Genomic DNA, 14,652 nt, shown 5'->3' with positions numbered 1-14,652 from the left:
CCTGTCCTCAATGGAGGAGTAGCAGGACCTGAAGTTCACCCACGAGCCCGCCGATCACCGCGCCGACGGCGATCAGCTTCCATTCGTCCTGCTGGAAGGCGGGACGCAGGATCCCTTCGAACTCGAGCGGGGTCAGTTGCTGCATCTTCGTGACGATGGTGTTGCGGACGTCGAGCGCGTCAGTGGCGTAGCTCTCCACGTGTTTCACCGTTTCGGGGAGATACGAGATCACCTTCTCCGCCGCGGCCTTCTTCATCTCCTGGTACTGCACGCCGCCGACGGTCAGCGCCACCAGCGGTTTCGCGATGCTCGCCTGCGCGTCGATGGTCCGTTGCACCTCGCGGGTGATCATCGCGAACAGCTTGTCCGACTTCGGCCCGGTGAGCACGGCCTCCATCACGTTCCGCACGGTGAGTACCTCGTCCGCGATCAGCGCGCCGTAGTCCTTCGCGACGGCCTGACGGCGTTTCTGGAACATGCCCTGCCAGCTGAAGAACAGGAACCGGCGCGGCTCACGCGGGTAGAAGATCATTTTCAGGGCCAGCCAGTCCGTGACGAACCCCGTGACGAAACCGAAGATCGGCATGATCAGCGGCTGTTTCGTGAGCGCCCACGCGACGAACTGGACGAGACCGATGAGGAAGCCGAAGTAGATGCCGGACCGGGCGATGAAGCGGAGTTCCGGGGTCGCGACCTCCTTGATCAGGCGGCAGGTCAGCGATTTGTCGCGGACCATCGCGTTGATCAGCATGTCGTTGACGTCGAGGACCTCGTCGATGTTCGTCGACACCTCGCGCATCAGCCGCGCGACGACCTTCGGCGCCTGCGCGCGGACCTGGTCGACCAGCATCCGCTGCGCCCGCGTCGGCAGCAGCTCCCAAAGCCGGGGCTGGTACTGCTCCATCACCTCACGGGTGACGTCCTCGACGGCCTTGAGGAGCGGCTCCTCCAGCTCCTTGACCACCTCGTCGGGATCGAGCCGGGAGAAGATCTCCTGCGGATCGACGAGGTTCTTGGTCAGCAGGTCGACGGCGGTGGTCGCCATCCGGCGCGAGTTGGCCGGGATGACCCCCTGCCAGCCGAGCAGGGGTTTGATCCCGACGAACTCCAGGGGCCGGAACATCATCTCGATGGCGACGCGTTTCGTGATGTAGCCGATGAGCGCGGCGATGAAGGGCATCGTGGCGTAGACGTGCCAATGCTCGCGGATGTCTTCGAGGATCGCCGAGATGTCCAACCGGGCCTCCCCTGCTTACGACCTGTCAACAATGGAGGATGCCATGGGATCGCCCGGCCGCACGCCGAGTGCAGCCGTTTGGCGGTACTACCTGACGGGCCCAAGCTCATTAAGGTGTCCGCCATGGTCGCTCCTGAGAAGACGGCGCCTCAGGCGCCCTCAGCGAAATCGTCCCAGTTCGCGGGCGCTGTCCGCGGTTACGACAAGCGTCAGGTCGACGAGCGTCTCGCCGAGCTGTCGACCGAACTCAAGCAGGCCTCACGCAACCGCGACGAGGCCGTGGCGACAGCCGGTGAACTCACCAAGGCGCTGGGCCACGCCCAGAAGGAACTGGACGAGACCAAGGCCGCCCTCGTGCGGATGAGTTCGAGCCCGTCCGGCGCCGGCGCGATGGCCGAACGCGTCCGCATGATGATGCAGCTCGCCGAGGAGGAGATCGCCGACCTCAAGGCCGCCGCGGAAGCCGACGCCAAGTCGACCCGGACCGAAGCCGACAAATACGCCCACGAGACGCTGCGCGCGAGCGACAAGGCGGGCAAGGACGCGCAGGCCGAGCGGGAGAAACTGCTCGCGGACGCCAAGGCCGAGATCGAGCGGCTGAACTCCGACGCGGCGCAGAAGCGCAAGGAACTGGACCTGGAGAGCGTTCGGACCCGCGCCGCCGCGGACAAGAAGGCCGAGGAAACTTCGGCCGCCCGTCGTGCGGAAGCGGAGAAGGCTTCCGCGGACAAGATCGCGGAAGCCGACCGGGTGTCGGCGGGCAAACGCTCCGAAGCCGAGCGGATCTCGGCGGAAAAGGTCGCCAAGTCGGAGAAGTCTTCGGCGGAGGACATCGCCGCGAAGCAGGAGCAGGTCGCGGAGGCCCTCACCGACGCGAAGACCCAGCAGGCCGAGGCTCAGCAGGCCCGGAAGCTCGCGCTGGAACTCCGGTCGAAGGTCGCCGATCGGCTTTCCGCCACGGACGTCGCCGTCCAGGAGGCCATCCGGCTGCTGGCTCCCGCCCCGGACGCTGACTCGCCCGCCGCCCCAGCCGCGGCAGGGTCAGCCAAGCCGGAAGCGTCCAAGCCGGAGACCGCACCGAAGCCGGCTCCTACCAAGACCAATGGCCCACGCCCTTCCTGATCTCTCAGCCCTGTTCTCTCAATGCCGGACGACGGTGAACAGCTCGTCGTCGATCCAGCCCCTGGTGTGCAGTTCGGTGCAGAACCGCAGGTAGGACTCGGTGAGCGCGGCACTTTCGCGCTCGTCGGGTTCGACCAGCGTTCCCTTGTCGAGCCCTTCGGACGCCTCGGTGAGCCCGCCCGGCAGAACCCCTGCGGCGGCGAGCAGCGCCGCGCCGTACCCCGTTTCGGCCTGGGGTGACACCCGCAGACCGAGACCGGTGACGGTCGCCCTGATCCGTGTCCACAAAGGACTCTTGCTGCCGCCGCCCGCCGCCAGCAGCGGTTCGGTGATCGTGACGCCGAGGCGGCGCAGGTGATCCAGCGCCAGCCGCTCGAGGAAAGCGACGCCCTCCAGCCTGGCGCGGTGCAGCTCCACCTCGTCGGCCTCGCCGGACACGAAGCCCTCGGCGTCCGCGCTGGCGAACGGGAAGCGTTCGCCCTTGCGCCGCAACGGGTACGCGATCACCTTCGCCGGGCCCAGCGCGGCCGCCGCCGCGTCGAGTTCGGGAAGGTGTTCCTGCCCGGCGACGGCCTCGCCGCCGGTGTTCGACGCGCCACCGGGCAGCCACCAGCCGTCCGGATGGCGGTGGCTGTACATCGCCCCTGTCGGATCCGGCACCAGTTCTTCGGTGACCCCCTTGAGCACGTACGTCGTGCCGAGGATCCCGACGAAGCTCCCGGGGGTGACCGCCCCGGCCGCGAGCTGGCCCGCGCAGCCGTCGGTCATCCCGGCCACGACGAGACAGCCCACCGGTAACCCGGCGATCGGACGGGCCATCGTGCCCAGCACGGTGGCCGGCGCGGCCACCGGTGGGAGCAGTCCTTCCGGGACCCCCAAGGCAGCGAAGACCTCTGTCGGCCATTCGAGGGCCAGCGGGTCATAGCCGCTCTTCAAAGCATGCGACCAGTCGCTCGCCACCGGCTCACCGGTGAGCTTCGCGGCGATCAGATCGGGGGTGTGCCGGATCCCGGCGACGTCGGGGACGTGCTCGGACAGCCAGGCGATCCGGCCGAGCGCGGCTGTGGCCGATACCCCGAAGCCGAGCCGCCGCCAGCGATCCGCGCCGAGTTCCGTGGCCTTGAGGTTGAGCTCCGCGCCGCGCCTGTCGTCGTACATCAGCGCGGGCGTGACCGGCTCACCCGAGGCGTCGACCCCGACGATCGTCCCCGACGTCGCGGCGACGGCCACCGCGGCGACCTCGCCGCCCCTGCCCGGCAGCTCGCCGGTGACCTTCGCCAGCACCGTCTTCACCGCGGGCCACCAAGACCGGGCGTCCTGCTCGCTGTGCCCGCGGTCGTCACGGACCGGCGCGGGCAGCGGCTCGGCGGCCGAAGCGAGGACGGTGCCGCCGCACACCGCGAGGGCACGGACCCCCGCGGTGGCGACGTCGATGCCGATCGTGACGGGGTGGTTCACGTGGTGACGACCTTCTCTCCGACTTGCTGCAGGCTCTTGTCCTCTTCGATCGCCTTCGCCGTCTCTTCGGGCAGCTTCAGGTAGCGCACCAAGACCGCCGCGACCAGGTACAGCGCGGCGAAGACGATCACCACTCCGGCCGCGCCCAGCGGGCCGAGGAACACGCTGACGATCGCCGGCCCGACGAACGCCGCCGCGCCCGCGCCCAGGTTCAGCAGGGCCATCGCGCCGCCCTTGTTCTCCGGGGCGAGGGAGGGGAGCAGCGCCGAGATCGGCACGAACCCGGCGAGCGTGGCGCCGTACAGCGCGCCGACGAGGAGCGCGAGCCAGTAGTACTCGGCGCCCATCGCGATCGGGACGAAGTAGAGAAGCAGGATCGAGATCGCGCAGCCGATCGCGCCGAACCAGAAGATCGTGGTGCGCCAGCCGATCCTGTCGCTCAGCACCCCGAAGATCAGGTTGAAGAAAATGTTCGTGCCGTAGATGACCGAGACCAGGAGCAGCCACTTGCTCTCCCCGAACCCGATGCCCTCGATGAAGATCGTCGGGAAGAACACCAGCATGCCGAACTCGGGCGCGGTGTTGATGACGCGGACGAGCATCCCGACACCGACGCGGGGTTTCTTCCACGCGATCGACACACTGGAGACCAGGCTCTGCACCGGTTTCACGTCCGGCGGCGCGAGCCGGGTGTACCCCGTCCGCTGCCGGACCCCGAAGATCGCCAGCAAACCGCCGAGCGCGAGCAGCACCACCGACACCCAGAGCGTGCCGTACTGGCCCAGCACCGGGTTCGTGAAGCTCGCGACCAGCGCGCCCAGGGTCGGCAGCCCGCCGGTGAAGGCGAAGTAGAACCAGCCCACGGCCGCGCCGAGCCTGGCGACCGGCGCCACCGCGGTGATCCAGACCAGGAAACCGAACGCGAACATCGGATAGCCGAAGCCTCGGAGGCCGTAGAACACCAGCATCAGCGCGTAGTTCTCACCGGATACCGCGATCGCTAGGAACAACACGTCGAACACCAGCCAGATGGCCAGGCCGATCATCATCACGCGGCGCGGTCCCCAGAGATCCGACAGCGCGCCCGAAAGCCACGACGCCAGCATCACGGCGACGCCGTACATCGTGATCACGTACGAAGCCTTGATCTCGGTGCCCGCGCCGTTGTCCGCCATGAACGGCGCGATGAAGCCCGACTCGACCCCGTCGCCGATCATGAACAGCAGCAGCCCGGCATAGCCGAGGAACAGCGGGGCGGGCAGGCCCCAGCGGTTCAATACGCGGGCGAACCCGCTCCCGGATCGCGATAACGGCGGTGTTACCTGGTTCATGCACGCCTCCATGACGTCGTGTTCAGCGTATCATGGATCGTGTTAACTTAACTTTCAAGATGTTACATCGGTGGATTTTCGTGTTAGCCTCGCGGGCCCGGGCAGGTCGGGTTTGGTCGCGAGTGGCGATTCGGGTGGAGTTCGTCCGGAACCTTCCCCGCTCGGTCCTCGGCCTCAAGGTCTGGGACCGGGTGACCTCGCGACGGTGAAGGAATTGGGACGTTGAGTGTCCCGATTCCTTCACCGTCGATCGGACACCGCTGACCTGCACGACCCCCTGGTCGCCTCAAGTCCGTGAAGGCCTCCTTCACTACCTTCAGGGTAGGCAAGGAGGCCTTCACGGACCGGATCAGCGATCAACCAAGGCCAGTAGGAGCGCAGAGGTCACCGCCCCCGAGTTTGGAGCGAAGGCGATCTCGCCTCAGACTTCCGCGACGTCCACTTCCACCTGGCTCCGCATCTCCTCGGCCAGGTGGTCTTCCACCCCGTCATCGACGATCAGCACGTCGAAGTCGCTCAACGGCGCCAGCCGGTGCAGCGCCGCGCGTTCGGTCTTGCTGTGGTCCATCAGCAGTACCTTCGTCCGGGCGCTGGCCAGCATCGCGCGTTTGAGCATCACGATCTCCGGCTCCTGATGGAAGGTCATCCGCGTGTTCATCGCCGAGGTCGAAACGAAGGTCGCGTCGACGTTGATCCGCTCGATGGCCTCCAGGCTCTGCATGCCGAGGAACGAGTCGTGGGTCGCCGAGTAGTCCCCGCCGATACAGATGAGCCGCAGGTCGGGAACGCCTTTGAGCAGTTCGATGGCGCCGAGGTAGTTCGTCGCGACGGTCAGCGGCGTGACGCGGTGCAGCATCTTCGCCAGCGCGAGCGCGCTCGTGGAGTCGTCGAGCAGGATCGACATCCCCGGCTCGACGCGGGCGAGCGCGTGTGCGGCGATCGCCTCCTTCTCCTCCGAATGCACGTTCATCCGGTAGTCGGCGTTGCTTTCGAAGACCGTCGAAGGCATGGCCGAAACGCCGCCCCGGTACTTCCGCAGCAGGCCGCGCCGGGCGAGTTCGTCGACGTCACGGTGCACGGTCATGGTGCTGACGCCGGTGAGCGCCACCAGGTCGGAGATGGTGGCGGAGCCGGACTTGAAGACGTGTTCGGTGATCTGCCGCTGGCGCGTGTTACGAGAGTGCGCGCTCGCGCCGGCCGTCTTCTCATCACTCATGGTGTCAGTATCGCGCGCGGGCCGGCTGATTGAGGCGCAGCAGGCCGGTGCGTGCGCCGTCGATCGCGATCTCGGTGACGGACGCGTTGTCCAGCCGCGGGAACACCGTTCGGTAGGTCTCGAGCGGGATGCCGAGCAGCGCGCACAAGGTGAGCCTGATCAGGGTGTTGTGCGTGACGACCAGCACCGTCTCGCCCGGCACCTCGGCGGCGATCCCGCGCAGTGCCCTCGCGCCGCGGGCGGCCGCGTCCCCTGGTGGCTCCGAGTCGGGGAAAGCGCCGGTCACGGGGTCGGCGAGAAACCTCGCGACCGCATCGGGATCCGCTGCCGCCAGCTCGTCCCTGGTGTGTCCCTCCATCTGTCCGAAGTGGACTTCACGCAACTCGTCGACCACTCGTAAAGGCAGGCCCAGGGCCTCGGCCGACGGTTCCGCGGTGCGGCGCGCCCGGCTCTGCGGCGAGCAGAACACGGCCGTCGGGCCCGCCGCCGCGGCGAACCCGGCGAGTTCGCCCGCCTGATCGAGTCCTTCGTCGGTCAGCGCGACCTCGCTACTGCCCGCGTACCTGTTCTCGGCATGCCATTCGGTCTGGCCGTGCCGAGCCACTAGTAACCGTGCGACCACGGTACCCCTCCTTCGAGCTTGCCCAGATCACATCATCGATGTTAACTTAACAGCATCGATGTGAAAGGAGACGCCGGATGGCACTCGCCGCGGTGGTGTTCGACCTGGACGGTGTCCTCGTCGACAGTGAACACCTCTGGGAAGAGAATTGGGTGGCGTACGCCGCCCGGCACCGGACCGAATGGACCGCTGAGGACACCGCGTCCGTGCAGGGGATGAGCGCGCCCGAATGGGCCGCCTACCTCGCGAAGCGGTCCGGCACGCCGGAAAGCGCGGTCGACGTCGAGAAGGCCGTGGTGGACGGCATGATCGCCGCGATCGAAGCGGGAGAGGCGCCCTTGCTGCCGGGCGCCGGCGAAATGGTCCGCGAGGTGAGCGCGAAGGTGCCGGTCGCGCTGGCGTCGTCGGCCGCCCGCCGCGTGATCGACGCGGTCCTCGACAAACACGGGCTCACCGGCGAGTTCACCGCGACCGTCTCCAGCGCCGAGGTCGCCAGGGGCAAGCCGAGCCCGGATGTCTACCTCGAAGCCGCCGCCAGGCTCGGTCGCTCCGGCGAAGAATGCCTGGGCGTCGAAGACTCCAGCAACGGTATCCGCGCCGCCGCCGCGGCCGGGCTCACCGTGATCGCGTTGCCGAACCCGGTGTACCCGCCGAAGCCGGACGCGCTCGACCTGGCCGCCGCGGTCGCGGAGAACAACGACGACGTGCGCCGCAAGCTGCTCGCGTACCTCTCCGGTGAATTCGCGGAGGCGAGCGGGCGATGACGGTCCTGGGTGCCGCGGAGACGTTCAAACGCGACTGGCTGGACGGGTTCGTCACCGCCTACGGGCGTTCGGTGCGCAAGGTCCCCGGCGCCTATGGCGTGCTGCGCCGGGAAGAAGCCGAGCGCAAGGTGGCAGTGGTGATCGGCGGTGGCTGCGGGCACTATCCCGCGTTCGCCGGGCTGGTCGGTCCCGGTCTCGCCGACGGCGCGGTGGTGGGCGATGTGTTCACCAGCCCGAGCGCCGAGCAGGTCTATCGCACGGCGCGCGCCGCGGAGAGCGGTGCCGGCGTGCTCTTCGGTTACGGCAATTACCAAGGTGATGTGCTGCACTTCGGGCTCGCCGCGCGCAGGCTGGCGGCCGAGGGCGTCGAAAGCCGCACGATCCTGGTCACCGACGACATCGCCAGCGGTCCCGCCGACGCGCCGGAACGGCGTCGTGGCGTCGCGGGAGACTTCCTGGTCTTCAAGATCGCGGGCGCCGCAGCCGAACGCGGTGAAGACCTCGCCGCCGTGCACGCCGTGGCGGAGAAAGCGAACGCGAACACCCGGACCTTCGGGGTGGCGTTCGGCGGGTGCACGCTGCCCGGCGCCTCCGAGCCGCTGTTCACGGTCGGCGAGAGCGAGATGGAACTGGGGCTCGGCATCCACGGCGAGCCCGGCGTGCGCACGGTCGGCAGGCTGAGCGCCCGCGAACTGGCCGACGAACTGGTCGACGGCCTCCTCCCGGAACTGCCCGCCGGTGACGGGCGCGTGGTGGTCCTGCTGAACGGGCTGGGCCGCACCAAATACGAAGAGATGTTCGCGACCTACACCCGGGTGCACGAGCGGCTCGCCGCTGCGGGGCTCAGCCCGCTGCACACCGAGGTCGGCGAATTCGTCACGTCTCTCGACATGGCGGGTGTTTCGCTGTCGATCCTGGTACTCGACGACGAACTCGCCGAGCTCTACGCGGCACCCTGTGACACCCCGGGCTACCGGAGCACCGGTGCCGCGCTGGCACAGGTCCCACTGGAGTCCACAGTGGACTCGCTGCTGACGGAGAGTGAGCCGGGGCAGGGCATCGTGGACCGCGCGTTGACGGCGGCCCTGCGTGATATCGAGGCCAACGAAGCCGAGCTCGGCAGGCTGGACGCGGTCGCGGCCGACGGTGACCACGGGCTGGGCATGACCAGGGGAATGCGGGCCGCAGTGGCCGCCGCGAGGCGCGACGAAGTTTCGCCTTCCACAGCGCTCCTGGCGGCGGGGACGGCGTTCGCCGATGCGGCGGGCGGAGCGTCCGGGGCCCTGTATGGGGTTCTGCTGGCCGAAACCGGTGCCGGACTGCAGGGCCGGTCCGGAGACGAGGTCACCGCGGAAGTGCTCGCGGACGCCGTGGACGGTGCCGTGACGGCCTTCGTCGAACTGGGCAAGGCCGAACCAGGTGAGAAGACCATGCTCGACGCCATAGAGCCGTTCCGGCTGGCGTTGCGCGAACAAGCCGCTGCGGGCGCCGACGTCCCGCAGGCCTGGCAGAAAGCGGCCCAGGTCGCGGTGAGCGCGGCCGAGGCCACGGCGGACCTGCTGCCCGCCAAGGGACGGGCGGCGCGGTTGGCGCAGCGGAGCAAGGGGCACCCCGATCCCGGGGCCACCTCGTTCGCGCTGCTTGTCACCGCGGTCGGCCAGGTTCTGGGAAAGGAAGACTGAAATGCGGATCGTGGTGGCTGCGGACAACGCCGGGGTGGCACTCAAGGACCAGCTGCGTGACCTGCTCCTCGCCGACGACAGGGTGGACGAGGTCACCGACCTCGGCGTGGCCGACGGCTCGGACGACAAGGCGTACCCGTTGCTCGGACTCGCGGCGGCGGAGACGATCGCGCGGGGCGAGGCGGATCGCGGTGTACTGGTCTGCGGGACCGGGATCGGCATGGCCATCTCGGCGAACAAGGTTCCCGGTGTCCGGGCCACGGTCGCGCACGATTCGTACTCGGCCGAGCGTTCGGTCAAATCGAACGACTGCCAGGTGATCACCTTCGGCGCGCGGGCGATCGGCCCGGAATTGGCGAAGAAGATCGTCGGCGAATGGGTCGGTTACCGCTTCGACCCGGCCTCGGCCAGCGCGAGCAAGGTCGCACACATCACCGAATACGAGCAAGCTCTGAGTGCCGGTTGATGAACCCGCGACCGCGATCGACGTCGGTAAGGCGCTGTCTGACAGGGCGCGTCGCGTTCGGCGGAAAGGGCGCCCTGCCACCGCGATAGCGGGGCCTTTGGCCGGGGTGGGTTCGCCCGTACGGTCACTTTTCCGGATACATCTCAGCTCCGCCAACAGTCATTGAAACCGCCCGATGCGGGCACGGAGAGAGGACGCAGAGTTGCGGATACTCGCTGCGGGAGACCATTTCGTCGGCACCGGCCTGCTGGCCGAGGCCGTCCGTGCCGAGATCGGCGCCGGGCATGAGTTCTCGAAACTGACCCTGCCGTGGCCGGTGGAACCGTTCGGCCCGGTCGCGAACGTGCACGAGGCCAGCGGCACCGAGGAGCAGGTGATCGAGGCACTGGCGGGAGTCGAGGTGGCGGTGACCCAGATGGCACCTTTCACCAAACAGGTGTTCGCCGCCGCACCGGGCCTCAAGCTCGTTTCGGTGTGCCGGGGAGGCCCGGTCAACGTCGACCTCGCCGCGGCCACCGAGGCAGGTGTCGCGGTGACGTACGCGCCCGGCCGCAACGCCGGGGCCGCCGCCGAGTTCGCGGTCGGGATGATCCTGGCCGCGATGCGCCGGATCTCGACGTCGTCGGCCGAACTGCTGGGCGGGACCTGGCGCGGCGACTACTACGCCTACGACCAGACGGGTCTCGAACTCGACGGGACCACCGTCGGCCTGGTCGGATACGGCGCGATCGGCGCGCGGGTGGCCAAGGTCCTCGTCGCGTTCGGCGCGAAGGTGCTGGTCTCGGACCCGTTCGCCGACCCGGCCCGGATCGCCGCCGACGGCGCGGAGCTCGTCGAGCTGGACGATCTGCTGCGCCGCAGTTTCGTGGTGAGCCTGCACGCCCGGCTCACCGAGGAGACCCGCCACCTGATCGACGCCGCCAAACTCGCGCTGCTGCCGGCGGGCGCCGTACTGGTCAACACCGCGCGCGGTGGCCTCTTGGACTACTCGCCGCTTCCGGAAGCCTTGCGCTCGGGACGGCTCGGCGCGCTCGCGCTCGACGTGTACGACGTCGAGCCACCGCCCGCGGACTGGACACTGCGGGACGCGCCGAACGTGATCGCCACCCCGCACCTCGCCGGTGCCAGCAGGCAGACGGCCGAGCGAGCGGCGAACATCGTCGCCGCCGAAGTCGGCCGGTACGCCCGCGGGGAAGCACTCGCGAATCTGGCGAATCCCGAGGTTCTGCGGCCATGATCATCGGCGTCGACATCGGCACGTCACTGACCAAGGCGGTCGTCTTCGACAAGGCCGGGATGTCCGTGGCGAGCGCGTGCACCACCTCCGAGGTGCACCACCTGCCGGGCGGGCTGGTCGAGCAAGACCTCGACCAGGTGCTCGGCACGGTGGCGACAGTGGTGCGCGAGGTCGCCGCCGGACTCGACGGCCCGGTCACCGCGCTGGCGCTCACCGGTCAGGGCGACGGACTGTGGCTGCGCGACGAATCCGGTGAAGCCGTGCGGCCCGCCATCTCCTGGCTGGACGGGCGGGCGAATTCTTTGCTGGCCGGATGGCAGGCCGCCGGAGTGACCAGGGAGGTGTTCCGCCGTACCGCGTCGGGAATGTTCCCCGGCTGCGCCGCGGCGATCATGTCCTTTTTGGACACTCATGAACCGGAGTCGCTCGACAGGGCGGCGGTGGCGGGTTACTGCGTCGATGCGGTGCTTCAGCGGCTGACCGGTGAGATCATCGTCGACGCATCGGATGCTTCGCTGCCCTTTCTCAACCCGGCTACCCGGCATTACGACGAAGACGCCATCGCGGCTGTCGGCCTCTCCCACCGCCGGAGCCTGTTTGTGGAGCCGGCAACGCCGAAGACCGTGTTCCGCTTGGACGATCGCGGGGCCGGGCTGCTCGGGCTTCCCGTCGGGCTGCCGGTCACAGCAGGGCCGTTCGACCTGCCCGCGAGTGCCATCGGCGCCGGAGTGCGACGGGCGGGCGATGGGATCCTCACCGCCGGCACCACCCTCGCCTGCCAGGTCCTGACGGACTCGGCGATGTTCGATCCGGAGGGCGAGCCCGCGGGGATGTTCCTCTGCACCCCGGAAGAAGGCGAGTTCCTCCGGGCGATGCCGGCGATGGTCGGCACCGCGGGAATCGACTGGGTGTGCCGCCTGTTCGGAATCGCGGTCGAGGAGATCGGCCCGCTGCTCGACGCGAGCAGGCCCGGCGCGGGTGGCGTCCGCGCGCTGCCGTTCCTCTCCACGTCCGGTGAGAGAGCGCCGTTCGTCGACGCTTCGGCGAGGGCGCAGTTCTCCGGGCTTAGCCTGGAAAGCGAGCGCGGTGACATCGTCCGTGCGCTGTGCGAGTCGATCGCTTACGCGGCAAAGCACTGCTTCGACGCGGCAGGGCTGACAGGCACGTTGTACGCCTGCGGCGGCGGGGTCCGCTCCCTTGAGTGGACACGCGTCTTCGCCGACGTTCTCGGGCGGCCCATCGTGATCCCCGGCGATCCCGGGGTCGGTGCGCGAGGCGCGGTGATCGTCGCCTCGGACGCCCTCGGCGAACCGGTCGACAGGGAACTCTGGGCGGAAAGCGCACGCGTCGTCGAGGTCCGCCCCGAGAACGTAGGGCTCTACGAGCAGGGCTACGCCGACTACCAGGACTCGCTGGCCGCGGCCCGTGGACTGTGGAGGTTGTGACGGTGATCCTGGCCGAAGAACGCGCGGCGGTCTGCGAGTACGCCCGCCGCATGACCAGCGACGGACTCGTGGTCGGCACGTCCGGCAACGTCTCCGCGAGGCAGGGCGAGCTGGTCGCGGTGACTCCGACGGGGGTCGACTACGCCGGACTGCGGCCGGAGGACGTGCCGGTGGTCGGCCTCGACGGCGAGATCGTCGACGGCTCCCTCAAACCCACCAGCGAACTCCCGATGCACCTCACGGTGTACCGGCAGGCGGCGGATCCCGACGGCAAGGCGGTCTCCGCCGTGGTGCACACACATTCCGTGCACGCCACGGCCGTCTCCGCCCTCGTCACCGAGGTACCTCCGATCCACTACATGCTCGCCGCGATCGGCCCGACAGCCCGCGTCGCGCGCTACGCGACGTACGGCACCGAAGAACTCGCCAGAGCCATGCTGGAGGCCCTGGAAGGGCGACGAGGCTGCCTGCTGGCCAACCACGGCACCACCACCTTCGGCGACAGCCTCGGCTCCGCGTACAGCCGGGCGCAGCAGCTCGAATGGGTCTGCCAGGTCTGGCTGACGGCACGGGCGGCGGGAACACCGAATCTGCTCCCGCCTGCCGAGATCGAGCACGTCGTGGAAAAACTCCGCGGCTACGGTCAGCGCCAGAACCCGGCCTAGGAGGCGGCGGGTTCGGCCTCGAAGTCCACGGCGTGCACGGCGTCGAGAAGCTCGACGACCGTTGGATCGTCGACGGCTTCCTTGATGCACTGCCACAACTGAAGATTCGCCAACGCCCACCGTGAGTAGTTCTCCGCGGCCTTGGGGTTGTAGAAGTAGTAGCCGCTGTCGTGGACGTCGCGTTGCTCGCCGACGATCTTGTGCGCCAGCTCGCGGAGGCTCAGTCCGTTCTCCCGCAGGTAGCGGTGGGCGAGCACGACGGGCGTCACCGGCAGCGCCTTGAACAGCGTGTCGGCGTCGCTCAGCGCTTGGGCCTCGAGCGAGATGTGCCGGCCTCTGGTGGCCATTTCGGCCTCGTCGATGAGTTCGTCGATCCACCGGGCGACGGTGTCCTCGACACCGCATTCCCGCAGGATGCCCATCCGGAGGTCTCGCCCGGCGGCCGCGGGGGAGTTCCGGAGCACGATGTAATTCACGTCGTGCACCAGTGCCGCCACCTCCACGACAGTGCGATCCGCACCGTTGTGGTCGGCGAAACCCGCGGCCTTGGCCCGGACAAAACTCACGTGGTGCCAGCCGTGGAACTGCAGTTTGTCCGCATAACGCCAGCACAGTTGCCGGACGCGATGCTCGACGGCGTCGATGGTCTGGGAAGGAATCGTGCTCTTTCGCGCGCGCATACACCTCTCCGTTCCCGTTTACAGACGGGTGGAGTAATGGTATGCGCCATCGACGGCGGTGTGTAGTTAGATGCGACCGGCGAGGTCCCCCAATCGGACCTCCACCGGAACGTGACGGTGCCCTATTCCGGTCTTCGGGTCATAGGAAAGACTGAACTCGCTTACTGGGCGTGATTTCACCAAAAACGTCATAGTCCCTTCGGTGGCTTCGGGAATCCGATGGAACTCGTCCGCGTACATGACGCCTACCGACCCCGCCTGACACAGCGTGCTACGTCGTAACCGAACCGATGTGATCAATCCGGAGAGCTGGTCGCGCAGGGTCGAATACCGCTCGTGGACGTAGTTGCCACGGAGGAGCGTGGTGCAGAAGTGATACCTGTGGTTGTGGACGGAATCGGCGTAGCCCTCACGCCAGTCCTTCGGTGCCTTGTACTCGTGCAGCCAGACCGAAAAAGGGTCCGTCGGGGAATCGAGCAGGCACCAAGCGAAATGGGTGGTGGTCTCGCGGGATCGCTCGAGTACCGCGCTCGCCTCGTCCGGGCTCAGCGAATCCAGATGCCGCCGGAGGTCGTCGCGCAGGTCGGGTCTTGACGTCCAGTCGCGGAAGATCTCGTCGACGATCTGCCAGTGCTGCGCCAGCGGCAGGTCCGTGGTCCGGAGCAGCGCGGAGAGCTGGGTGAGGGGGGACAAGCGAGTGAGCAACTTCAGCTCCTCAAATCTAGTG

General features: G+C 68.3%; 14 protein-coding genes. 7 read left to right on the top strand and 7 right to left on the bottom strand.

Annotation, left to right across the window (positions count from 1 at the left end):
• Positions 1–7: 7 nt before the first annotated feature.
• The gene (locus tag ACZ6YV_RS25080) at positions 8–1,237 is read right to left on the bottom strand and encodes a DUF445 domain-containing protein (protein WP_465511944.1); all 1,230 of its coding nucleotides are present in this window, start codon (positions 1,235–1,237) and stop codon (positions 8–10) included.
• 123 nt (positions 1,238–1,360) lie between these two features.
• Here ACZ6YV_RS25080 and ACZ6YV_RS25075 point away from each other — a divergent pair, with 123 nt between their 5' ends.
• Positions 1,361–2,359, top strand: coding sequence for a coiled-coil domain-containing protein (locus tag ACZ6YV_RS25075; RefSeq protein WP_465511943.1), 999 nt, complete (start codon positions 1,361–1,363; stop codon positions 2,357–2,359).
• Between the two features lie 18 nt (positions 2,360–2,377).
• Here the strand turns inward: ACZ6YV_RS25075 and ACZ6YV_RS25070 are convergent, their stop codons facing one another.
• The 4 genes from ACZ6YV_RS25070 to ACZ6YV_RS25055 all read right to left on the bottom strand — a co-directional run bounded on the left by ACZ6YV_RS25070 (position 2,378) and on the right by ACZ6YV_RS25055 (position 6,986).
• Positions 2,378–3,817 carry an FGGY-family carbohydrate kinase gene (locus ACZ6YV_RS25070; protein ID WP_465511942.1) on the bottom strand — a complete coding sequence of 480 codons (1,440 nt, stop codon included), beginning with the start codon at positions 3,815–3,817 and terminating at the stop codon, positions 2,378–2,380.
• The gene (locus tag ACZ6YV_RS25065) at positions 3,814–5,148 is read right to left on the bottom strand and encodes an MFS transporter (protein ID WP_465511941.1); all 1,335 of its coding nucleotides are present in this window, start codon (positions 5,146–5,148) and stop codon (positions 3,814–3,816) included. The genes ACZ6YV_RS25070 and ACZ6YV_RS25065 overlap by 4 nt, the downstream gene beginning before the upstream one ends.
• Before the next feature lie 421 nt (positions 5,149–5,569).
• Positions 5,570–6,364 (bottom strand): DeoR/GlpR family DNA-binding transcription regulator, encoded by a 795-nt coding sequence (locus ACZ6YV_RS25060; protein ID WP_378239429.1) that lies wholly within the window; start codon positions 6,362–6,364, stop codon positions 5,570–5,572.
• 4 nt (positions 6,365–6,368) lie between these two features.
• A complete protein-coding gene (locus ACZ6YV_RS25055) occupies positions 6,369–6,986 on the bottom strand; it encodes a histidine phosphatase family protein (RefSeq protein WP_465511940.1) in 618 nt (205 codons plus the stop codon).
• Positions 6,987–7,063: 77 nt separating this feature from the next.
• Between ACZ6YV_RS25055 and ACZ6YV_RS25050 the strand changes: the two genes are divergently transcribed.
• The 6 genes from ACZ6YV_RS25050 to ACZ6YV_RS25025 all read left to right on the top strand — a co-directional run bounded on the left by ACZ6YV_RS25050 (position 7,064) and on the right by ACZ6YV_RS25025 (position 13,245).
• Positions 7,064–7,750 carry an HAD family hydrolase gene (locus ACZ6YV_RS25050; protein WP_465511939.1) on the top strand — a complete coding sequence of 229 codons (687 nt, stop codon included), beginning with the start codon at positions 7,064–7,066 and terminating at the stop codon, positions 7,748–7,750.
• The gene (locus ACZ6YV_RS25045) at positions 7,747–9,432 is read left to right on the top strand and encodes a dihydroxyacetone kinase family protein (protein WP_465511938.1); all 1,686 of its coding nucleotides are present in this window, start codon (positions 7,747–7,749) and stop codon (positions 9,430–9,432) included. The genes ACZ6YV_RS25050 and ACZ6YV_RS25045 overlap by 4 nt, the downstream gene beginning before the upstream one ends.
• Position 9,433: 1 nt before the next feature.
• Complete coding sequence (locus ACZ6YV_RS25040; RefSeq protein ID WP_465511937.1) at positions 9,434–9,898, top strand: ribose-5-phosphate isomerase; 465 nt, start codon at positions 9,434–9,436, stop codon at positions 9,896–9,898.
• 202 nt (positions 9,899–10,100) lie between these two features.
• Positions 10,101–11,135 (top strand): 2-hydroxyacid dehydrogenase, encoded by a 1,035-nt coding sequence (locus ACZ6YV_RS25035; protein WP_465511936.1) that lies wholly within the window; start codon positions 10,101–10,103, stop codon positions 11,133–11,135.
• A complete protein-coding gene (locus ACZ6YV_RS25030) occupies positions 11,132–12,580 on the top strand; it encodes an FGGY family carbohydrate kinase (RefSeq protein WP_465511935.1) in 1,449 nt (482 codons plus the stop codon). The genes ACZ6YV_RS25035 and ACZ6YV_RS25030 overlap by 4 nt, the downstream gene beginning before the upstream one ends.
• Before the next feature lie 2 nt (positions 12,581–12,582).
• Positions 12,583–13,245 carry a class II aldolase/adducin family protein gene (locus tag ACZ6YV_RS25025; RefSeq protein ID WP_465512098.1) on the top strand — a complete coding sequence of 221 codons (663 nt, stop codon included), beginning with the start codon at positions 12,583–12,585 and terminating at the stop codon, positions 13,243–13,245.
• On the opposite strand, the gene ACZ6YV_RS25020 is transcribed toward ACZ6YV_RS25025, so the two are convergent.
• Positions 13,242–13,925, bottom strand: coding sequence for an HD domain-containing protein (locus tag ACZ6YV_RS25020; RefSeq protein WP_465511934.1), 684 nt, complete (start codon positions 13,923–13,925; stop codon positions 13,242–13,244). The genes ACZ6YV_RS25025 and ACZ6YV_RS25020 overlap by 4 nt on opposite strands.
• 66 nt (positions 13,926–13,991) lie before the next feature.
• Positions 13,992–14,630 (bottom strand): hypothetical protein, encoded by a 639-nt coding sequence (locus tag ACZ6YV_RS25015; RefSeq protein WP_465511933.1) that lies wholly within the window; start codon positions 14,628–14,630, stop codon positions 13,992–13,994.
• Positions 14,631–14,652 lie beyond the last annotated feature (22 nt).

Source organism: Amycolatopsis sp. NPDC102522 (genome assembly GCF_055584485.1).
The sequence above is the reverse complement of the archived record's forward strand: the minus strand, read 5'-3'. Positions and strand labels throughout refer to the sequence as shown.

Coding starts and splice junctions, on each gene's coding strand:
- ACZ6YV_RS25075 (WP_465511943.1), top strand. CDS start 1,361: ATGGTCGCTCCTGAGAAGACGGCGCCTCAGGCGCCCTCAGCGAAATCG.
- ACZ6YV_RS25065 (WP_465511941.1), bottom strand. CDS start 5,148: ATGAACCAGGTAACACCGCCGTTATCGCGATCCGGGAGCGGGTTCGCC.
- ACZ6YV_RS25060 (WP_378239429.1), bottom strand. CDS start 6,364: ATGAGTGATGAGAAGACGGCCGGCGCGAGCGCGCACTCTCGTAACACG.
- ACZ6YV_RS25050 (WP_465511939.1), top strand. CDS start 7,064: ATGGCACTCGCCGCGGTGGTGTTCGACCTGGACGGTGTCCTCGTCGAC.
- ACZ6YV_RS25045 (WP_465511938.1), top strand. CDS start 7,747: ATGACGGTCCTGGGTGCCGCGGAGACGTTCAAACGCGACTGGCTGGAC.
- ACZ6YV_RS25040 (WP_465511937.1), top strand. CDS start 9,434: ATGCGGATCGTGGTGGCTGCGGACAACGCCGGGGTGGCACTCAAGGAC.
- ACZ6YV_RS25030 (WP_465511935.1), top strand. CDS start 11,132: ATGATCATCGGCGTCGACATCGGCACGTCACTGACCAAGGCGGTCGTC.
- ACZ6YV_RS25020 (WP_465511934.1), bottom strand. CDS start 13,925: ATGCGCGCGCGAAAGAGCACGATTCCTTCCCAGACCATCGACGCCGTC.